Here is an 18,770-nt window from a genome sequence, read left to right on the forward strand (position 1 = left end):
AATATTTTAAATCCCAAATTCCAATCTAAAATCTAAAATCAACAATCTAAAATTGCAAAGTGAGTATTATCAAAGAATTCCTCCGTTACAACAGACAAACTATTCTTCCTGAAATTGGTGATGAAGGTCAGGAAAAATTAAAAAAAGCACGGGTTTTAGTAATTGGCGCAGGCGGTTTGGGCTGCCCGATTTTACAATACATTGCAACTGCCGGAGTTGGTTTTATCGGAATCATGGATTTTGATACGATTGAAATTCATAATCTGCACAGACAGATTTTATATACCGAAAATGAAATTGGTCAGTTTAAAGCAATTGTGGCTAAAAATGTTGTTTCAAAGCTGAATCCGTTAATTGAAGTTGAAGCAATTCAGGAAAAATTAACTTCTCAAAATGCCTCAAAAATTATACAGCAATATGATATTATTGTGGATGGCTCAGATAATTTCACAACACGTTATTTGGTAAACGACACTTGTGTTGATTTAAACAAACCTTTAGTTTACGGAAGTATCTTAAAATTTGAAGGGCAAATTGCTGTTTTCAATCATAACGGAAGTAAAAACCTGCGGGATTTATTTCCAGAAATGCCCGATCCAAAAGATGTTCCAAATTGTGATTTAAATGGTGTTTTGGGAACTTTACCCGGAATTATTGGGAATATGATGGCGCACGAAACACTTAAATTAATTTTAGAATTACCTGCTTTAAAAAATGAATTAGTTCTTTTTAATACGCTAAACTGGAATTTTACAAAGCTGAATTTCTAGAAAATAAGCGCATCGCCAACTTTAATATTTCCAGAATTTAAACTCACGATATTAGTCCCAAATAAAACAGAGTTATTTACATTTCTGTATTTACTTAAAGTTTTTAAAGGCTCTTTTTTTAATTTACCATTTTCTGGATCATTATTAACCATAATGCATCTACCGCAAGGTTTTACGTTTTTAAATTGAACTTCTCCAATCTTAAAAGTATTAAAATCGTCTTCTTCATGTTCGCTTTGACTGCTGATTACAATATTTGGGCGAAACCTTTTTATGGTAATTTTTTCATTGAGTTTATCATTCAAAAAATCCAGGCTTTTTGATCCAATTAATAAATAAGGATAGCCGTCGGCCAGACTTACATTGAAAGTTTCTTTTAATCTGGAACTTTCATGTTTGCGGCTTCCAATTTTTATGATTTTGACCAATTTACATTCAAAACCCAAGTGCTGGCTAAACCATTTTGAAGTGGCATGATTTACCTCAACAACTTCACTTTTATCATCCCAAACATTCACTTTTATAGCGTTCTCTAAATGTTCGTTTATAGAAAATTCGTGTTTTTGATCCTGAAAAGTAATACTGATTTTTCCATCTGATATTTGTGGATAAAACTGACTCATTATGCGATGTTCTCTTTGTGTTAGCATTTGATTTTCACCATCAATTAACATCCATCTACGGTCATTTTCAAATCCCATTTCTTCGGCCTGAGCAGATTGAAGACTAATTCCTGCTAAGCTTTTTATCGGATAAATATAAATTTCTTTTACAACATGAACTGCACTCATTTTTATTTACTTTTTAAAATGGACATAAATTCGTCACGATCAATTTCGCGACAGCCTAAACTATCTAAATGCGGATTGTAAACCTGACAGTCTAATAATTTGTAATTCTCTTTTTTTAAATGATTTACTAAATATATAAACCCCACTTTTGAAGCATTTGATACTTTAGAAAACATACTTTCGCCACAAAAAACATGTCCTAAATCTATTCCGTACAAACCGCCAACTAAAACCTCATCCTGCCAAACCTCAACAGATTTTGCAATTCCCTCTTTATGGAGCTCACAATATGCTTCGAGCATTTCATCAGAAATCCAGGTTCCGTCCTGACCGTCGCGTTTTATTTGCTGGCAATTCAAAATTACATCTTTAAAACTTTTATTGAAAGTAACTTTAAATTGATTTCGATTCAGGATATTTCGCATGCTTTTTGAAACGATTAATTCCTCTAAAAACAATACCATTCGAGGATCTGGCGCCCACCAAAGAATAGGTTCTCCTTCATTAAACCAAGGAAAAATACCGTTTTTATAAGCTAGTTTTAATCTCTCTGGGTTTAAATCACCGCCAATTGCCAGAATGCCTTCTTCATCGGCATCTGAAACTGGAGGGAAAAATAAATCTTCGAATAAATAATACATTTTAATAATCAATTTTTAAAATTCCAAATTCCAATTCTTGTCATTTCTCCCTTCGGTCGAAATGACAAAACGAACGCAAAAATAAAATTCCAAATCCCAAATTCACGCGAATGAATTGGAATTTGGAATTTATGTTTTGAAATTTAAACTTTCTTAGAACGGTAAATCGTCTGGTTCGTCTTCGTTTAAATTTGTAGCTGGAGCAAAAGCTTCTGCAGCAGGAACTGACGGTGTTTGTGCAGGACCTTCTGGCGCCATTCTTTCGATTCTCCAACCTTGAATACTATTGAAATATCTAGTTTCTCCTTGTGGATTAACCCATTCTCTTCCTCTTAAATTGATAGAAACTTTTACTGCCTCTCCTTGTTTATAGCTGCTCAATAAATCGCATTTATCTTGTGTAAATTCGATTAAAATGTGTTGTGGATACTGCTCATCTGTAGTAACTACTAATTCTCTTTTTTTGAATGAAGCACTAACTTGCTGTTCAGGATTAACCACTTTTACTTTTCCTATAACTTCCATCTTCGTCTATAATTAATTATTGTTTCTATTCTTATTTTTTAGCTAAAAGCACTTTCCAAGCCGATTCTATATCATCATTATTCAGATATTTTTTGGCTTCTAAGTGTACTTTTTCCTGATCATCTGAGCTTAAAACTCCTTTCACAGAAAAATTTTCCTTCACAAATATACTAACTTCTTCGCTTGTAGGCAAGGCTTCAATATTTCCTAATTTTCCGAGGTCATTCCCATTAAACACAGGACTTTCCTTGATAAAATTAGGTATTACGTCAACACCAACACCTAAAGTTGTCAGTGGTTTTGGCACTTCAAAAAGCCCTTCATTCGATCTTGAATACCAATTTCCCCCAAGTCTTGAAACCAAATCTATTTTATGCTGATCGATTGCTCCATTTTCATCTAAAATTGATTCGTGAATATGCATTTTTACTACTTCACATAAAATCAGATTTCCTGCCCCTCCTTCTGTTCCTAACGGAATAATCTGCGTTATCTTGCATTCAAACTGAACTGGAGATTCTTTTACGCGATACGGTTTTACCAAATCTGATGGAATCTGCGTTAAACCTGCTTTAATAAATTCGTTTATGCCTTCTCCATATTCTGTACTTGCTAACGAAGTCTGCTGTACCAAATCGTAATTTACAACATTTATAACAACTTCTCTTGTTGCTTCGGCATTAATTAAAGTATGTTTTACTGTATTATCGCGTACACGTCTTGATGGCGAAAAAACCAGAATTGGCGGATTAGCACTAAAAACATTAAAGAAACTAAATGGCGACAAATTTGGAATTCCTTTTTCGCTTATTGTACTTGCAAAAGCAATTGGTCTTGGCCCCACCGAACTTTGCAGATAAGCGTGCAGCTGCGGCGTTGTAATTTCTTTTGGATTGATGCTAATCATAATTTTCTAGTTTAACCGAACCTCATTTCGGTCGTACAAAAGTAGAGAAATCGTTCAATTCATGGAAATAGTTTTTGAAGATAAAACCAAAAAAACTTTTAAAGCCCCGCAAAATATAAAATGTGTTAATTTCGTTATATTTATACCTCAAAAATTAATTTATGCGTTTTTCTGAAAGTAGAAATACAACTCGCTGGGTCATCATTATTATTTCCTTTTCAATCATTACTTTGATTCTTTGGAATACTTATACTTTTTTCCAGATTTTTAAAAATGAAGAACGCTTGAAAATGAACCTTTTTGCGAATGCGCAAATTACAATTGTTAATGCAGACGAAAATACCGATGTAGATCTTCCGCTTCAAATTTTCAGCAACAATACTTCAATTCCTGCCGTAGTAATGCTTTATGGTAACGTTGTGAGTTCAAAAAACGTTCCTGACGATATTCTTAATGACAAGAAAAAATTAAAAAAATTCCTGAAAAATTTAAAGAATGAAAATGAACCCATAACGTTTGAATATGCTCCAGGAAAATATCAGCATTTGTATTATGGTAATTCAGAATTGCTCAATAAACTAAAATATTATCCAATTGCCTTATTGTTGATTATATTTTTATTTGTTGCTTTAATTTATAATTTTTACAAAAGCACCAAAATGGCGACACAGAACAAATTGTGGGCGGGAATGGCAAAAGAAACAGCACATCAAATTGGAACGCCGCTTTCCTCTTTAATTGGATGGGTTGAGATTTTAAAAACCGAAGAAATTGATCCATCTATAACATTGGAAATAGAAAAAGATATTGATCGATTACAAACGATTACGGATCGTTTTTCTAAAATTGGTTCTATTCCTGTTTTGGAACCTTATGATATTGTCAGCGAAACTTTAAATACTTACGAATATCTACAATCTCGTTTTTCTAAACAAGTTTCATTTTCTTATCAAGCTCCCGAAAAATTGATTTTTACTTTAATTAATCCAACGCTTCACAGCTGGACGATTGAAAACCTGATCAAAAATGCGATTGATGCCATGAAAGGAAAAGGAAGTTTAGAACTTTCGATTGAGCAGGATTCTCATCATGTAAAAATAAATGTGAAAGATTCTGGAAGCGGAATTCAAAAAAAACAATTCAAAACTATTTTCGAACCTGGTTTTACAACAAAAAAACGCGGCTGGGGATTAGGACTTTCTTTAACGAAAAGAATTGTTGAAGAATATCACAATGGAAATATTAAGGTTTTACATTCTGAAATTGGAAAAGGAACTACTTTTCAAATCAGTTATAAAATAGTTGATCCTCTTTAAAAAAAGAAATAAAAAAAACACCAACTCATATTCTAAATTGGTGTTTTTTTTTGCATTGACAAGACTTCGACTTCGCTCAGTCTGACAGTTATCGTTTAAAGATTTGCCTGAATATTTTTTGCTAAAGCTTCAAATTCATCTTTTGAAAGAGAAACTTTATTTTGAAAACGCATTTCATCCATATGGTTTAGCGGAATCAAATGTACGTGTGCGTGAGGAACTTCTAAACCTACAACTGCAATTCCGATTCTTTTGCAGGGAACCGTTTTTTCAAGTGCAGCGGCAACTTTTTTAGAAAACTTCATCAAACCTAAATACAGTTCGTCATCCATATCAAAAATCTTATCGATTTCTTGTTTCGGAATACAAAGTGTGTGTCCTTTAGCATTTGGATTTACATCTAAAAAAGCTAAAAAATTATCATCTTCAGCAATTTTATATGCAGGAATTTCTCCGTTTACTATTTTAGTGAATATAGATGCCATTTTTGTTTATTCGTTTATTTGGTTAATCGTTTAACTGATTGAACTTTTAAAATCTTAATAGTGGGATTGCTTCGTTCCTCGCAATGACTTAGTCTCTTGAGATTTCCAGAATTTCAAATTTCAAAACACCGTTTGGTACTGTAATTTCAGCTACTTCACCAACCGATTTTCCTAGTAAACCTTTTCCAATAGGAGAAGTTACAGAAATTTTTCCTGTTTTTAAATCTGCTTCACTTTCTGCAACAAGTGTATATTTCATTTCCATTCCGTTGCCTTGGTTTTTAATTTTTACATTAGAAAGCACCAAAACTTTCGAAACATCTAATTGTGATTCGTCGATTAATCTTGCGTTAGAATATACTTCTTCTAATTTAGCAATTCTCATTTCTAATAAACCCTGCGCTTCTTTTGCGGCATCATATTCGGCGTTTTCAGATAAATCGCCTTTGTCTCTTGCCTCTGCTATATCTTGAGATGCCTTAGGACGCATTACACTTTTTAAATGCTCTAATTCATCTTTCAATTTTTTTAATCCCTCTGCGGTATAATAAGATACTTTACTCATAACTTCATCGTTTACATAAATAGAAAAAATCCCATCGGGACGGGATTTTGTATTACAAATATACTATTATTTTTAATAGTACATAATTATATGTTAATCATATAAAAATCAAATCTAAATAAATTATTTTTGTTTAACTAATTCTTATTAAAATAATGAAAAAAATCTGGCTCTTAATTCTTTTCGTTTCTGTGCTTGTCGCATGCAGCGACAGCGAACGCAGTAATAAAAATCCTTACATACCTAATTACACCGTTAATTTGTCTGTAGACATGAACCTGCCTGCTTATTCTAATCTTAAATTTGTAAGTAATGCTGTTATTGTTCCTAATTACGGAGCAAAAGGAATTATTATTTTTAACGCAGGAAGCGGTTATAATGCATTTGATGCAGCATGTCCAAATCAGGAATTAACTTCTTGCGCTGCAATGACAATTGATGGTATAAATGCCGTGTGTTCGTGTGATAAAACTTCTTACAGTTTGTTTACCGGACTTGGAGGAAAAGAATATCCGCTAAAACAATATAAAGTCCAGGTAACCGGAACTGTGATTCACGTTTACAACTAGAAATAAAAAAAGCCTAAAGTTTTTATTGATTAGCAGGCTTTTTTATTTTTTAGAATTTCAATGTTAATCCCGCTAAGAAATTGATTCCTGCCTGCGGATAGTAATAGGGATAAATATCCCACATGGCTCCGTTTGAAACATATTTTTTGTCTAAAATATTATTTACCAAACCTGTTATTGTAATTGATTTAAAGATTGACTTTGGTTTTATTTCATAAGAAACATTCAAATCGTTTACAAAATAATCAGCCAGTTTAGCTTCTGGCAATTCGATATTATTCATGTATTGTTCGCCAACATATTTTTGCAATAACGAAATATGCAAACTCTTAATTGGACTGTACACAATTATATTTCCTGCAATAACTTCTGGAGAATAGGCAATTTTAGTTGTTCCGTAATATTGTCCTTCAACTGCAAGATCCACATTTTTATTACTGCTAAGCGTAAAATTTGGTCTAAGAATAAATTTGTCTGAAAGCGAAATTGTCGCATCAAATTCAAAACCTAAACGGTAGCTTTTTTCAGTATTAGCACGAATTGGTGCTCCAACGTCGTCTAATCTTCCGGTTAAAATCAATTGGTCTTTGTAACCCATGTAGTAGAAATTCGAATTCAACTGAAATTTCTCTGAATTAAATCTCCAGCCTAATTCAAAATCATTTAGTTTTTCCGGTTTTACATTTCCGCCTTCGTAATCCGTTCTGTTTGGTTCACGATTCGCACGCGCGTATGAAAAATACAGGGTGCTTTTTTGATTGATTTCGTAGTTCAAACCCGCTTTTGGATTAAAGAAATTAAAGGTATCATCCACTAACCCAGTTTCAGGACTATCTGCTTTATATTCTACTCTTCTATATTGCAAATCACCATAAAAGCTTAATTTTTCTGTAAACTGATAATTTGCTTTTGCGAAGATATTTCCATCTGTTTTTGTAGAAAAATCATCATAATAATGATCTCCCAATTCTGACTGTGAAGCGTTTCTTGCCCAGATTACTTTTCCGTAATGATCTCCTTCGTATTTGTTCCAGCCACCACCAAGAATAACATCTAGTTTTTCATCTTTATATTTTGCTGAAAATGTAGTGCCGTAAAAATCATTATCTAACCATTTTTGACGTACCAAATCTGTGGTTGTAATTGCTCCAACAGGATTCAAATTATAATCAGCCATATCGGCATCTTCTTTATAATTTTCATAGTAACCCTGCCCTTTTGTATAATGCAAAGCTAAATTAGTACTCCATTTATCAGAGAAAGATTCGCTCCAGTGTAACTGATAATGATCTTGTTTATAATTGTCAGTTTCATTGTCATAAAAACGCACATTTCCTGCTTCATCTGTATACATTCCTGCAGAGTTAAAAGTACGGTCTGAATTTAAAGTTGCAGCATCGATTCCGTTCCAGGATTGGTATGTTTTTTCTGTTCCGCCAAAAACCAAAGCTTTGATTAAAGTTGTTTTTCCAACATAAGTTCCTTGCAAGAAATAAGATTTCAAGTCAGAACTCGCTCTGTCAACATAACCATCAGATTTAATTCTGGACAAACGTCCTGCCAATTCAAAATGATCATTTAACAGACCGGTGCTGAATTTTACTGTTTCTTTTTGAGAATTAAAACTTCCAAACGAGCCTGAGACTTCTCCAGTTGGTTTAGATGCATAACTATCTGTCAGCATATTCAAACTTGCTCCAAAAGCTCCAGAACCATTAGTAGAAGTTCCTACTCCACGCTGCAATTGCAAGCTTTCTACAGAAGAAGCAAAATCGGGCATGTTTACCCAAAAAGTTCCCTGGCTTTCTGCATCGTTATATGGAATCCCGTTAATAGTCACGTTTACCCTTGTAGCATCGCTTCCGCGGACACGGATTCCGGTGTAACCAATTCCTCCTCCTGCATCCGAAGTTGTAACAACAGATGGAAGATAATTCATTAAAACGGGAATATCCTGTCCAAGATTTCTAAATTTAATTTCCTTTTTATCCATATTACTAAACGTAACCGGAGTTTTACTCGTAACACGAACTGCTGAAACTAAAACATTATCAAGCTGATTTACTTGAGTTGAGTCTTGTTCCTGTCCGAAAGAGAATACAGCAAAGAAAATAGAGAACAGAGTAAAGAAAATAGATTTTTGGTTCAACTTAGAACCTTTGTAACTTAATACCTTAGTACCTTCAAAAATAGTTTTCATTCGTAAAGAATTACGAATAAAAGGGGGAATTATTCTTTTGTTAAATTAATAAATGTGTTTCACGACAAAACAACGTATTCACACTGAAATTGTCGTTTTTCCCTTAGCAACATTACTCGCTCAGGTTCTTTGGGTATGATCTCAGCTCGTTATTTAGAGCACCCCTTTGAGACAGTGCAAATTTAGTGTTAAAATATTTAAAACTCCAAAAAAGAAATTCCAAATCCCAAAAAACTCACTTTTAGTTAGTCTCTTTGGAATTTGGACTCGAGCGATAGCGAACAGGCGAAGCAATTTAAAAAATTGGAATTTTATTCCAAGTTAGGTTTTCTCCTTGATTGTTTTATTTCAGAAATATTCTTTTTGTCTTTAATCCTTTTTTTGATTACCGATTTTGGAATCTTTGTAGCTTTTCTAACTTTGGGTACAAACAAACCTTTTTTAATAATTTCTAAAAAACGTTTTATAACTATTTCTTTGTTTTTAAGCTGGCTTCTGTCTTCGTCGCAATTTAAAATTAAGATATTTTCGGTTGTTAAACGAGCAGCAATATTAGTTTGTAAAAGCAGTTTTTCATCCTCAGACAAAACTTGTGATGCATTTAAATCAAAAGACAAAACCACTTTTGAAGAAACCTTGTTCACATTTTGTCCGCCCGCTCCACTGCTTCTAACGGCTTTAAAATTTAACTCTGATATGATTTTCTCGTTATCCATTATTGTGGCTGGTGTGCCGGTTTTAATAAATCGTTTACGGTTTTCACCGGATTAAAAGTAATTAAAGGAACTGCCACAAAAACGGTTAACCAATTTGCCATTGAACCATTCCATAATCCCGGAAGTTCATAGCTTTTTACTGGTTTTCCTTCAACGCTTTTTTCGACAATAAATCCTGATTTTTGATCTACAAATTGTTTCAGATCAAATTTTTCACCTTTATAATTCTTAATTCCGCAAACCAAATCAACTGGATTAAAGTGGGTTGCTTCTTCTAAAATTTCAAGTTGTTTTTTATTAGCAAGATCAACTTGAGAAGTTTCTACAATTTGCAAAGAAGTTTCTCCTTTTTCATTCATCACCCAAAACGGCCCGCCGCCTGGTTCTCCTTCATTACGAACCATTCCGCAAACTCTAATAGGTCTGTCTAATAGGTCTTTAATTTTTGCAATTTTATTTTCAAAAGTGAATTTATTAAAATCTTTAGTCATTTTAACATTCAGTTTTTGAATTAAAAACTCCACAATTTCAGGAAGATCATTTTCGCTTATTTGCTGTTTTTCAATAGATTTTAAATATCCAAATACCTTTTGCTGTACGGCAATTAATATACCTCCTAATGCCTTTTTGTATAATGTTATTTGATCAATATGATTTTGAATTACATTATCGATGTTTTTAATAAAAATGATATCTGAATCAAGATTATTTAAATTCTCAATTAAAGCACCGTGTCCGCCTGGTCTAAAAATTAGATTGCCATCTGCGTTTCTGATAATTTTATTTTTTGCATCAACATTAATAGAATCTGTACTTTTATTTTGATAAGAATATCCAATATTAATTTTTATGCCTGAAGGCTTTTCTATTTTCTCTCTAACCTCATCAACCGATTTTTCAAACAAATCCTGATGTATTTCTGAAACTGTAAAATGCAGATTTGAAACATTTTCTGATGTCGCATAATGTACACATTCATTCAAATGTTCTTCTATTGGGTTTGCAATGTGCGTTTTATATAAATGAAATGGCAACACTGCTTTTGGCTTATTTGCTGAATTATAATAATCAGGAGACAAGAGCAATTTTATAAAGTAATAATTTTTATAATCTCTTTCTAAAGTTTCAAAATCAGTATAAATTTCTTTAAGCTTTTCATGAACTGTTTCAAAAAAAGGAAACTTATCCATTCCAATAATAAAAATGGCAAGTTCTTTATCTTTTTTTCTGTTTAGATAAGCGTTTATCGTTTCTTTTTCGATATCAAAATCATTCAAAAAAGCACTTAAAAACTTAAACATTCTGGTTGCAGCGCCAGATGCGGGAACAAACTTTTTAATTTTCAATTTTTCTTTCTGATCATCAAAAAAAGAAGCTTTTTTTTCAAAATCAGCTTCTGACAAGCTTAAGATTCCATTGTTTACGGTTGCCGGACTAATCAGATTACTTTTTGCTATTCCTTTCTTAAATATTTTTAATTGTTTTAAAATATTTTCAAATGGGATACCATGATTATAAATTTCAACGAAATCTTCAGATGATAGTCCTTTTTCTTTTAAAGTTCCCAAAGCATCAACAATCGTTTTGGCTTTTGATAAACGGCTTTCTTTATCGCCCGAAAGTGTTATAAAAGGTTTTTTAGTATTTATTAAAGCTTGTTTAAAAACAGAGAATACGGTTTCCCTTCCTTCCGGAGTATCTCTAATATCATCTTTCTCCCAAGGAACATCAATATCTGTCAGGAAAAATAAATCATATTCATGTTCTAGTGCCGCTTCGTTTAAAAGTGGGTCGCAAAAACCATAATATACTTCAGAAAAAACTTTGGTAACCATTAAATTGGTATCGCAAAACAAGTATTTATTTGCTGCAGCAAGTTTTTCATTTTCTAATGCTGTCTGCCCGTAAGCAATAGGCATCATATCATCAGCAGTACAAATATGCTGATTTTCTTCCCATTTTTCCTGCAGATAATCGCGTGCAAATTCCGGAACCCATTCGGTTTCATAATAATCTGCAAGCTGTTTTGCTAAAGTTGTTTTACCTGTACTTTCAGGTCCAAATAAAGCAATTTTTATTATTGTTGTTTTTTGCTGTCTAAGATCTTTTTCCATTCTAAATAAGCTGAAATAGCCAAAATTGTAAAAATTAAATACTGAAGTGACAGCATCCCTAAGCCGCGATAAGCATAAAGAGGCACTACAATAATATCACCGATAATCCAAAGTGTCCAGTTTTCGATTTTTTTCCTTGCCATATACCACATTCCCGCAAAAAATATCCCAGACGATATCATATCGACATAATTGTCATTGTGTATTTCGTAATCGAAATATTTATAAATCCCGAAAACTACGAAAATGGTCACGAAAAACAATAAAACCCCGATTATTTTTTCATTAAAATTTGTTCTTGTAATGGGCAGGTTATCTTCAACCGTTCCGCCTTTTGCCCAAACATACCAGCCATAAATGCTCATAATCGAGAAATAGGCATTGATAATCATATCACCAATATAACCGGCGACATATAAAAGATATACTGAAATTACGGTGGCAATTAAACCAGTTGGGTAAACCCAGATGTTTTCTTTTTTAGCAAACCAAACACTTAAAATTCCAAAAACAAAGACCAAAAACTCCAAAGCAATATGCCATAATGGAGCATTTTTATAACTATCAAGAAAAAAGTCAATCATTTTTGTGGTATTTGTGGCTGTTAAATTTTATTTATGAATCAAAAAAATGACTGTCGTTTTCAAAAGCAGTTCCAATAACTACTAAATCTGCACCAGCATTATATGCCTTTTTAATTCCGTGCAAATCTACAATTCCTCCTCCAACAATTACAGGAATTTCTATGTTTTGAGCAATTAATGAGATCATTTCCAGCGGCACCGCTTTTTTTGCTCCGCTTCCTGCTTCTAAATAAATTAATTTGTTTCCGAGCATTTCGCCAGCCTGAGCTGTTGCTAAAGCCAAATCAAAATTTTCGCGGTTAAGTGGTTCTGTTTTACTAACGCGGGCAACTGCGGTTTCATTGCCGCTTTCGATTAAAATATATCCTGTTGAGATAACTTCAAGCTTTGTTTTTTTGAGAATTGGCGCTGCTTGAACCTGATATTCAATTAAATAATCCGGATTTCGACCCGATAATAGAGAAAGAAACAATATAGCATCGGCTTGCGGAGAAATCTGCGACGGATCACCCGGAAAAATTATAACAGGCAGATTTGTCTTTTGTTTTAACTGTGTAATTAAATCTTCTAAAATGGTACTTTGAACAATACTTCCGCCCACAAAAATATGTGTTGCAGGAGATTGGTTTATTTTAAGTAATAGATGGTCTAAATTTTCCCAAACAATTTTATCAGGATCCAGAAGAATGGCCAATAGTTTTTGCCTGTTTTTCTTAGCATCTAAAATTTGTTGGTGAATCGTGCGTATTTTTTGCTCCATAACGGCAGTAAAAGTAAAAAGTTTTTAACGTAGAAGAACTATTTTGAATGAATTATATTTGTAAAGTCTCTGTTAACATCCAAAGGAAACAAATATGATCGCAACTGAATTATTAGAAAAATATGGCGCCTTGAAAAAGTCTTTTGAAAAAAGTGAAATCATTTTTGAAGAAGGAAATCTGCCAACGCATTATTATCAGATAATTTCGGGCGAAATTAAAATGAGTAATTACAATGATGACGGACGCGAATTTATTCAGGGCATTTTTTATAAAGATCAATCTTTTGGAGAACCTCCTTTATTTTTAAACCAAAAATATCCTGCCAATTCTATTGCGGTTGAAGACAGTCAGATTTTGCTGCTTCCTAAATCAACCTTTTTGAAACTGCTGGAAGAAAACCCTGCAATAAGCATTAAAATAATCGAAAATCTCGCGCAGCGTTTGTATTATAAATCGGTTATGGCTGCCGAAATTTCTACACACGAACCTGAACATCGTGTATTAAAACTAATTGATCACGGAATCGCTTATTTCAATTTTAAAAAAGATGCGAACGGCTATTTAATAAATTTTACCAGACAGCAAATTGGCGACTTAACAGGTTTACGTGTTGAAACCGTTATTAGAGCTATTAAAGCTTTGGAAAAAAAAGGCGAATTGAAGATTATTAACCGAAAAGTATACCGATAAAATAATTCCTGTTTTATGATTTTAATCATAAAACGCAGCGGTAGAGTGCATGTACCTTTGTAGTGTAAAAATCTCAATATCATGACACTATATCAAACAACATTCGAAAATTTCAATAAAAATTATATTGGTTCTGCAACAATGGCTGTAATTGGCCAAAGCTGTTTAGGTGCGGCTGCAGCAATGTATATTCTTTCTCACGGAACTTCTATTGGTCAAATGATTCAATTGGCCATTATTGTATTGGCTTGTATCTTTGTAAACACTTCAATTTTGGCACAAATGAAACACAAGGTTGTTTTTAACCTTTTAATTTTGAGTACATTTTTAAGTGTATTGTTTATTCTTTTAAATACCTTTATTCTGTGAAAAAGCAAATAGAAAATAGAGCCGATATTTCTTTTTTAGTTCATCAGTTCTATGCTAAAATAAGAGCCGATAAAGAAATCGGCTTTTATTTTAATATGATTATAAAGGATTGGGATGTGCACTTGGAAAAACTGACTGATTTTTGGGAAACTAATTTGTTTGCCGTAAGAAAATACAAAGGAAATCCGCATGCTGTTCACAATGAAGTTGATTCACATTTTGGTGATAAAATTACGGCAAATGAATTCGGAATCTGGCTTAATCACTGGGCTCAGACATTAGACGAACATTTTGAAGGCGAAAATGTAGAAACATTAAAAAGACGCGCTCGTAAAATGAGCACTTTTTTATACGTGAGTATGTTTGAGCATCGAAAAAAAGAAAGTGAAGTTTAGTCATTGCGAGGAACGAAGCAATCTCATTTGCTAAATCAATCATAGTGAGATTGCTTCGTTCCTCGCAATGACCAAGCTTTGGGATTATTTTTCAAAAGCATAAACCAAAGTAAAATTCCCTTCAAAATTATCTGATTTGATTTCTTTGTAATGCACATCAAAATCTTTTATTAAATCGTCAAAATGAAGGCTTGCCTGTACTTGAGATTCATTTAAAGAGAAATTGTCAACTTTGATGTGATCTTTAAAACTAATCCCTTTTTCGTTTCTAATTTTAAAGATTGCTTCTTTTGCACCCCAGATTACAGTAAGTTTTTTAACGTAGTCTCCTAAAATATTTGGATTTAAGTATTCAAATTCAGTGTCGACAAATTTATCAGCAATTCTAAGGATTTTTTCACGCTGTAATTCCATGTCAATTCCCACGGTTTCATGACTTATAATTATGGCCGCAAAATGATACGAATGTGTTATTGAAATATAATTATGACAATCGAAATAAGGTTTACCGAATTCGTCATAATGTAAATCCTTATCTGTAAAGCCCATTTCCTGAATCAGCATACGAACACTTAAAAAAGCACGCTGATGCATTTGCGATTTCATTCCATCCAGTCTCTTTTGTGTTTTTTCTTTCAACACAACTTTGCTCAATAACTCCTCTAAGGATTCCGTTATTTCCCAAATTAAGATTTTAGTCGTCTCGTTAAACTGTATGGTCTGAAATAAAGGCATTTCTCTTTTAATTATAAATTATGAATGGTTAATTGTAAATTATATTCTTTGAAATTTAGCTCTTTGAGACAATCTGTATCTAAGATTGTTGTTAAATGAACTTATATCCTTTATATGGTGAAAAATAATTCTCAAAGTAACTTTCTAAAGATTAAGAATTTAAAGATTTCACAAATCTTACAGAAAGTAGTAAAAATAAAAAGGTATTCCGTAAATTTGCAAAAATTTTACAATTATACAAATATACTATAAATGAGTACTACAACTACGCCTTTTGTGGCTTTCAAAGTAAAAGACATTTCTCTAGCGGCTTGGGGAAGAAAAGAAATTGAACTAGCTGAGGCTGAAATGCCAGGTTTAATGGCGCTTCGTGCTGAATACAAAGACGAACAACCTCTTAAAGGTGCTCGTATTGCTGGATGTTTACACATGACGATTCAAACTGCAGTTTTGATCGAAACTTTAATTGCTCTTGGTGCTGAAGTTACTTGGTCTTCTTGTAACATTTTCTCTACTCAGGATCAGGCTGCTGCTGCTATTGCTGCTGCGGGAATTCAAGTTTATGCTTGGAAAGGTCTTGACGAAAAATCATTTGACTGGTGTATTGAGCAAACTTTATTCTTTGGTGAAGACAGAAAACCATTGAACATGATTCTTGATGATGGTGGAGATTTAACTAATATGGTTATTGATCGTTTCCCAGAATTGGTTCCTGGAATTAAAGGTCTTTCTGAAGAAACTACAACTGGTGTTCACAGACTTTATGAAAGAGTAAAAGCTGGAACTTTACCAATGCCTGCAATCAACATTAACGACTCTGTTACTAAATCTAAATTTGATAACAAATACGGATGTAAAGAATCTGCTGTAGATGCTGTACGTCGTGCAACTGACTTAATGTTAGCTGGAAAAAGAGTAATCGTTTGTGGATATGGTGATGTTGGAAAAGGAACTGCTGCTTCTTTTAGAGGTGCTGGTTCTATTGTAACTGTTACTGAAATCGATCCAATTTGTGCTTTACAAGCTGCAATGGACGGTTATGAAGTTAAAAAATTAAACACTGTAATTGCTAATGCTGATATCATCATTACAACTACTGGAAATAAAGATATCGTTCTTGGATCTCATTTCGAGCAAATGAAAGACAAAACTGTTGTTTGTAACATTGGACACTTTGATAACGAAATTGATATGGCTTGGTTAAACAAAAACCACGGTGCATCAAAAATCGAAATCAAACCTCAGGTTGACAAATATACTATCGCTGGAAAAGATATCATCATTCTTGCTGAAGGTCGTTTAGTAAACCTTGGTTGTGCTACAGGTCACCCAAGTTTTGTAATGAGTAACTCATTTACAAACCAAACTTTAGCTCAAATTGAATTATGGAAAAACAGTGCTGCTTACAACAATGACGTTTATATGTTACCTAAACATTTAGATGAAAAAGTTGCTGCTTTGCACTTAGCTAAATTAGGCGTTGAACTTGAAGTTTTACGTGACGATCAAGCAGCTTATATTGGTGTTCCAGTTGAAGGTCCATTCAAGCCAGAATACTACAGATACTAAATCAATTTTAGATTGAAGATTTCTGATTTTAGATTTCTTTAATTACATATTCAAACCCGACAGGTTTTAAAAACCTGTCGGGTTTTCTGTTTAAAATCCGAAATTTTAAGTTTAAATTTGATACTCAAAGCCCATCAAAAAATTAAGAGAAGAAAAGAAAAATATGATCGAAAAAGTTTTATGTGATATACATGGTTCAAAAGAAATGTCTTTTGGCTGTATTCACATCGCAACGGCAATAGACTCAAAAGAAAAAGTAGGTTTCTTCTATTCAGAGGCTGAAGAGGATCTTCCGCAAATTGCATGGTGCGGAGAATGCGAACAATGGCTTCTTGATAATAATGAAGAATGGACAGATATCTTTCAAGCCAAAGCTGATTTTAAAATGTTATGTATTGATTGCTTTGACGAAGCAAAAAATAATGAAGCAGAAATTCATCTTCGATAAATAAATTTCATGAAAAAGAGTATTGTACTTTATATATTTCTCGTTCTAAATTTTACAGCATTCGCTCAAAATAACGATATCTGGTTTTCATTTTGGAACAAAGACAGTACGCTTATCGGATTTAAAGATAAAAATGGCATTGTCAAAATAGAACCAAAATTCACTACTGGTTTTACTACTGCGCGTAAATTTGAAAGCATCATTGCCGTTAGTGAAGAAAAAGATCAAAAATGGGAAAGTTATTATTTGACCAAAACAGGAAAAATAGTCGGTCGTGACAGTTTATATAGCTTTGACAATGGTCCCGATTGTGAAAATGAAGGTTTTATAAGATTTACTGATCGTAAAACTGATAAAATGGGAATGTTTAATGGAGAAGGAAAAATTGTAATTCCTGCAGAATACAGCAATTTAACTAAAGTCAAAAACGGAATGTTTATAGGACTAAAAGATGCTAAAAAAGAAATGGATGGGGAACATTTTTTCTGGACTGGCGGAAAAGAATTCCTTATTGATACCAACAATAAAATCTTAATTGAAAATTTTCCTTATAATGATGATCTGAATTTTTATTCTCTGGAAAGATCAAAAGAAAATAGCAAAGATGAAACAAGAGAAAATTTCCTTGGTGTTGATGGCCAGTATTATTCGTTTATAAGTTTTAATAAAGAATTTAAAGCATGGCTCAAAAACATTTTGTTTTCTGATTTATCCAAAGCCAATTTATTAAAACATTCTTTCGATAAAATCACCTATTGGAAAGAACCAATGGGCTGGATAAACGAGTCTAAAACAAAATTTATTGATCAAAATTACACTTACTTAAAATCAAAACTTCAGGAACTCAAAAATCCAAAAACAGATTACTTTGTTTCTACTGACGGGTTAAATCAGTTTATTTTTGAATCAAGCGAATACGAAATATACTTCAACAATTGCAATGAATCTAAAGATTGGATATATCCAGTTAAAAATATCGTGATCAATCCAAAAAATAAAACTGAACGCCGACAAGATCATCTTGAATTTCTAAGAACTGAAAATGGGTATAAATTAATCAGTGTTTCATCAAGAAAAGATAATCTTAAATAATTCTTTCTCCTTTCATACAAAGCTTAACTTTGTAAAAAACCGGAATCATGAAGAATTTTTTATTTTTATTTATTGCCATTATCTTCGAAATCATTGCAACTTCGGCATTAAAAAAGTCTGAGCAGTTTACACAGTTTTTACCAAGTATTATAACCGTTGTTGGCTATTTTGCTGCGTTTTATTTTTTAAGTTTTGCGATCAGAACAATTCCGGTTGGTTTTGCTTATGCTATTTGGTCTGGAGTTGGAATTGTTTTAATTACAATCATTGGCGCTGTTTTCTTTAAGGAAATTCCAGATTTACCTGCGATAATTGGATTGAGTTTAATTATAATTGGTGTTGTGGTTATTAATGTTTTTTCGAAAACTACGGCACATTGAGACATAATGCCACGAAGTCGCTAAGACACAAAGTTTTTATTTTTTAAGTTTATATCAATCTTTGCCGATTTACTTTGCGTTCCTTCGACTTCGCTCAGGATGACAATATTGTAAAGAAAAACTTAGCGACTTTGTGTCTTTGCGGCAA

Annotated in this window: 22 protein-coding genes; 10 read left to right on the forward strand and 12 right to left on the reverse strand. The window is 32.8% G+C overall.

Features of this window, described 5'->3' with window-relative positions; genetic code table 11:
• Window positions 1-59 precede the first annotated feature (59 nt).
• On the forward strand, window positions 60-770 hold the full coding sequence (locus tag BUE10_RS05590) for a HesA/MoeB/ThiF family protein (RefSeq protein ID WP_073483144.1): 711 nt from the start codon (window positions 60-62) through the stop codon (window positions 768-770).
• Here BUE10_RS05590 and BUE10_RS05595 read toward each other — a convergent pair.
• The 4 genes from BUE10_RS05595 to BUE10_RS05610 form a co-directional block, all read right to left on the reverse strand.
• Window positions 767-1,561 (reverse strand): MOSC domain-containing protein, encoded by a 795-nt coding sequence (locus tag BUE10_RS05595; protein ID WP_073483146.1) that lies wholly within the window; start codon window positions 1,559-1,561, stop codon window positions 767-769. The genes BUE10_RS05590 and BUE10_RS05595 overlap by 4 nt on opposite strands.
• A 2-nt stretch (window positions 1,562-1,563) precedes the next feature.
• Window positions 1,564-2,202 carry a leucyl/phenylalanyl-tRNA--protein transferase gene (gene aat, locus BUE10_RS05600; RefSeq protein WP_073483147.1) on the reverse strand — a complete coding sequence of 213 codons (639 nt, stop codon included), beginning with the start codon at window positions 2,200-2,202 and terminating at the stop codon, window positions 1,564-1,566.
• A 153-nt stretch (window positions 2,203-2,355) separates the two neighbouring features.
• Window positions 2,356-2,727, reverse strand: coding sequence for a DUF3127 domain-containing protein (locus BUE10_RS05605; protein ID WP_012023670.1), 372 nt, complete (start codon window positions 2,725-2,727; stop codon window positions 2,356-2,358).
• A gap of 31 nt (window positions 2,728-2,758) precedes the next feature.
• Window positions 2,759-3,634 carry a flavin reductase family protein gene (locus tag BUE10_RS05610; protein ID WP_073483149.1) on the reverse strand — a complete coding sequence of 292 codons (876 nt, stop codon included), beginning with the start codon at window positions 3,632-3,634 and terminating at the stop codon, window positions 2,759-2,761.
• A 161-nt stretch (window positions 3,635-3,795) separates the two neighbouring features.
• Between BUE10_RS05610 and BUE10_RS05615 the strand changes: the two genes are divergently transcribed.
• Window positions 3,796-4,950, forward strand: coding sequence for a sensor histidine kinase (locus BUE10_RS05615; protein ID WP_073483151.1), 1,155 nt, complete (start codon window positions 3,796-3,798; stop codon window positions 4,948-4,950).
• Window positions 4,951-5,045: 95 nt separating this feature from the next.
• Here the strand turns inward: BUE10_RS05615 and BUE10_RS05620 are convergent, their stop codons facing one another.
• Both BUE10_RS05620 and greA read right to left on the reverse strand, forming a co-directional pair.
• Window positions 5,046-5,435: an HIT family protein gene (locus tag BUE10_RS05620; protein WP_073483152.1), complete on the reverse strand. Its 390-nt coding sequence runs from the start codon at window positions 5,433-5,435 to the stop codon at window positions 5,046-5,048.
• 88 nt (window positions 5,436-5,523) lie between these two features.
• Window positions 5,524-6,000: a transcription elongation factor GreA gene (gene greA, locus BUE10_RS05625; protein ID WP_056208083.1), complete on the reverse strand. Its 477-nt coding sequence runs from the start codon at window positions 5,998-6,000 to the stop codon at window positions 5,524-5,526.
• 155 nt (window positions 6,001-6,155) lie between these two features.
• Between greA and BUE10_RS05630 the strand changes: the two genes are divergently transcribed.
• On the forward strand, window positions 6,156-6,569 hold the full coding sequence (locus BUE10_RS05630) for a Rieske (2Fe-2S) protein (protein ID WP_073483154.1): 414 nt from the start codon (window positions 6,156-6,158) through the stop codon (window positions 6,567-6,569).
• Between the two features lie 49 nt (window positions 6,570-6,618).
• Here BUE10_RS05630 and BUE10_RS05635 read toward each other — a convergent pair whose 3' ends face one another.
• The 5 genes from BUE10_RS05635 to BUE10_RS05655 form a co-directional block, all read right to left on the reverse strand.
• Window positions 6,619-8,769 (reverse strand): TonB-dependent receptor, encoded by a 2,151-nt coding sequence (locus tag BUE10_RS05635; protein ID WP_073483155.1) that lies wholly within the window; start codon window positions 8,767-8,769, stop codon window positions 6,619-6,621.
• Window positions 8,770-9,080: 311 nt separating this feature from the next.
• Window positions 9,081-9,485, reverse strand: coding sequence for an alternative ribosome rescue aminoacyl-tRNA hydrolase ArfB (gene arfB / locus BUE10_RS05640; RefSeq protein WP_073483158.1), 405 nt, complete (start codon window positions 9,483-9,485; stop codon window positions 9,081-9,083).
• Window positions 9,485-11,599 carry a DUF4301 family protein gene (locus tag BUE10_RS05645; protein ID WP_073483160.1) on the reverse strand — a complete coding sequence of 705 codons (2,115 nt, stop codon included), beginning with the start codon at window positions 11,597-11,599 and terminating at the stop codon, window positions 9,485-9,487. The genes arfB and BUE10_RS05645 overlap by 1 nt, the downstream gene beginning before the upstream one ends.
• Window positions 11,563-12,183, reverse strand: a complete 621-nt coding sequence (pnuC, locus tag BUE10_RS05650) for a nicotinamide riboside transporter PnuC (RefSeq protein ID WP_073483163.1) — start codon at window positions 12,181-12,183, stop codon at window positions 11,563-11,565. The genes BUE10_RS05645 and pnuC overlap by 37 nt, the downstream gene beginning before the upstream one ends.
• A 31-nt stretch (window positions 12,184-12,214) precedes the next feature.
• A complete protein-coding gene (locus tag BUE10_RS05655; protein ID WP_073483165.1) occupies window positions 12,215-12,943 on the reverse strand; it encodes a phosphoglycerol geranylgeranyltransferase in 729 nt (242 codons plus the stop codon).
• A 94-nt stretch (window positions 12,944-13,037) separates the two neighbouring features.
• On the opposite strand from BUE10_RS05655, the gene BUE10_RS05660 reads away from it, so the two are divergent.
• The 3 genes from BUE10_RS05660 (at window position 13,038) to BUE10_RS05670 (ending at window position 14,398) form a co-directional block, all read left to right on the forward strand.
• A complete protein-coding gene (locus BUE10_RS05660) occupies window positions 13,038-13,634 on the forward strand; it encodes a Crp/Fnr family transcriptional regulator (RefSeq protein WP_073483167.1) in 597 nt (198 codons plus the stop codon).
• An 81-nt stretch (window positions 13,635-13,715) separates the two neighbouring features.
• The gene (locus BUE10_RS05665) at window positions 13,716-14,003 is read left to right on the forward strand and encodes a hypothetical protein (protein ID WP_053472600.1); all 288 of its coding nucleotides are present in this window, start codon (window positions 13,716-13,718) and stop codon (window positions 14,001-14,003) included.
• A complete protein-coding gene (locus BUE10_RS05670; RefSeq protein WP_073483169.1) occupies window positions 14,000-14,398 on the forward strand; it encodes a group III truncated hemoglobin in 399 nt (132 codons plus the stop codon). Before BUE10_RS05665 ends, BUE10_RS05670 begins: the two co-directional genes overlap by 4 nt.
• Before the next feature lie 84 nt (window positions 14,399-14,482).
• Here the strand turns inward: BUE10_RS05670 and BUE10_RS05675 are convergent, their stop codons facing one another.
• Window positions 14,483-15,133: a 4'-phosphopantetheinyl transferase family protein gene (locus BUE10_RS05675; protein WP_073483172.1), complete on the reverse strand. Its 651-nt coding sequence runs from the start codon at window positions 15,131-15,133 to the stop codon at window positions 14,483-14,485.
• 252 nt (window positions 15,134-15,385) lie between these two features.
• On the opposite strand from BUE10_RS05675, the gene ahcY reads away from it, so the two are divergent.
• From ahcY to BUE10_RS05695, 4 genes are all read left to right on the forward strand, one after another.
• Window positions 15,386-16,702 carry an adenosylhomocysteinase gene (gene ahcY / locus BUE10_RS05680; protein ID WP_073483175.1) on the forward strand — a complete coding sequence of 439 codons (1,317 nt, stop codon included), beginning with the start codon at window positions 15,386-15,388 and terminating at the stop codon, window positions 16,700-16,702.
• 163 nt (window positions 16,703-16,865) lie between these two features.
• On the forward strand, window positions 16,866-17,150 hold the full coding sequence (locus tag BUE10_RS05685) for a hypothetical protein (protein WP_073483177.1): 285 nt from the start codon (window positions 16,866-16,868) through the stop codon (window positions 17,148-17,150).
• Window positions 17,151-17,159: 9 nt separating this feature from the next.
• Window positions 17,160-18,242, forward strand: a complete 1,083-nt coding sequence (locus BUE10_RS05690) for a hypothetical protein (protein WP_073483179.1) — start codon at window positions 17,160-17,162, stop codon at window positions 18,240-18,242.
• A 47-nt stretch (window positions 18,243-18,289) separates the two neighbouring features.
• Window positions 18,290-18,622, forward strand: a complete 333-nt coding sequence (locus BUE10_RS05695; RefSeq protein WP_073483181.1) for a DMT family transporter — start codon at window positions 18,290-18,292, stop codon at window positions 18,620-18,622.
• The last annotated feature ends 148 nt before the right edge of the window (window positions 18,623-18,770 follow it).

Source organism: Flavobacterium sp. CF108, assembly GCF_900129795.1.
In the GTDB taxonomy this organism is placed as follows: Bacteria; Bacteroidota; Bacteroidia; order Flavobacteriales; family Flavobacteriaceae; genus Flavobacterium.

What these genes read in the sequence shown, in the direction of transcription:
- aat (WP_073483147.1), bottom strand. Translation starts at nt 2,202, where the DNA reads ATGTATTATTTATTCGAAGATTTATTTTTCCCTCCAGTTTCAGATGCC.
- BUE10_RS05610 (WP_073483149.1), bottom strand. Translation starts at nt 3,634, where the DNA reads ATGATTAGCATCAATCCAAAAGAAATTACAACGCCGCAGCTGCACGCT.
- BUE10_RS05605 (WP_012023670.1), bottom strand. Translation starts at nt 2,727, where the DNA reads ATGGAAGTTATAGGAAAAGTAAAAGTGGTTAATCCTGAACAGCAAGTT.
- BUE10_RS05690 (WP_073483179.1), top strand. Translation starts at nt 17,160, where the DNA reads ATGAAAAAGAGTATTGTACTTTATATATTTCTCGTTCTAAATTTTACA.
- BUE10_RS05665 (WP_053472600.1), top strand. Translation starts at nt 13,716, where the DNA reads ATGACACTATATCAAACAACATTCGAAAATTTCAATAAAAATTATATT.
- arfB (WP_073483158.1), bottom strand. Translation starts at nt 9,485, where the DNA reads ATGGATAACGAGAAAATCATATCAGAGTTAAATTTTAAAGCCGTTAGA.
- BUE10_RS05675 (WP_073483172.1), bottom strand. Translation starts at nt 15,133, where the DNA reads ATGCCTTTATTTCAGACCATACAGTTTAACGAGACGACTAAAATCTTA.
- pnuC (WP_073483163.1), bottom strand. Translation starts at nt 12,183, where the DNA reads ATGATTGACTTTTTTCTTGATAGTTATAAAAATGCTCCATTATGGCAT.
- greA (WP_056208083.1), bottom strand. Translation starts at nt 6,000, where the DNA reads ATGAGTAAAGTATCTTATTATACCGCAGAGGGATTAAAAAAATTGAAA.
- ahcY (WP_073483175.1), top strand. Translation starts at nt 15,386, where the DNA reads ATGAGTACTACAACTACGCCTTTTGTGGCTTTCAAAGTAAAAGACATT.
- BUE10_RS05695 (WP_073483181.1), top strand. Translation starts at nt 18,290, where the DNA reads ATGAAGAATTTTTTATTTTTATTTATTGCCATTATCTTCGAAATCATT.
- BUE10_RS05655 (WP_073483165.1), bottom strand. Translation starts at nt 12,943, where the DNA reads ATGGAGCAAAAAATACGCACGATTCACCAACAAATTTTAGATGCTAAG.
- BUE10_RS05630 (WP_073483154.1), top strand. Translation starts at nt 6,156, where the DNA reads ATGAAAAAAATCTGGCTCTTAATTCTTTTCGTTTCTGTGCTTGTCGCA.
- BUE10_RS05615 (WP_073483151.1), top strand. Translation starts at nt 3,796, where the DNA reads ATGCGTTTTTCTGAAAGTAGAAATACAACTCGCTGGGTCATCATTATT.
- BUE10_RS05685 (WP_073483177.1), top strand. Translation starts at nt 16,866, where the DNA reads ATGATCGAAAAAGTTTTATGTGATATACATGGTTCAAAAGAAATGTCT.
- BUE10_RS05645 (WP_073483160.1), bottom strand. Translation starts at nt 11,599, where the DNA reads ATGGAAAAAGATCTTAGACAGCAAAAAACAACAATAATAAAAATTGCT.
- BUE10_RS05635 (WP_073483155.1), bottom strand. Translation starts at nt 8,769, where the DNA reads ATGAAAACTATTTTTGAAGGTACTAAGGTATTAAGTTACAAAGGTTCT.
- BUE10_RS05660 (WP_073483167.1), top strand. Translation starts at nt 13,038, where the DNA reads ATGATCGCAACTGAATTATTAGAAAAATATGGCGCCTTGAAAAAGTCT.
- BUE10_RS05595 (WP_073483146.1), bottom strand. Translation starts at nt 1,561, where the DNA reads ATGAGTGCAGTTCATGTTGTAAAAGAAATTTATATTTATCCGATAAAA.
- BUE10_RS05620 (WP_073483152.1), bottom strand. Translation starts at nt 5,435, where the DNA reads ATGGCATCTATATTCACTAAAATAGTAAACGGAGAAATTCCTGCATAT.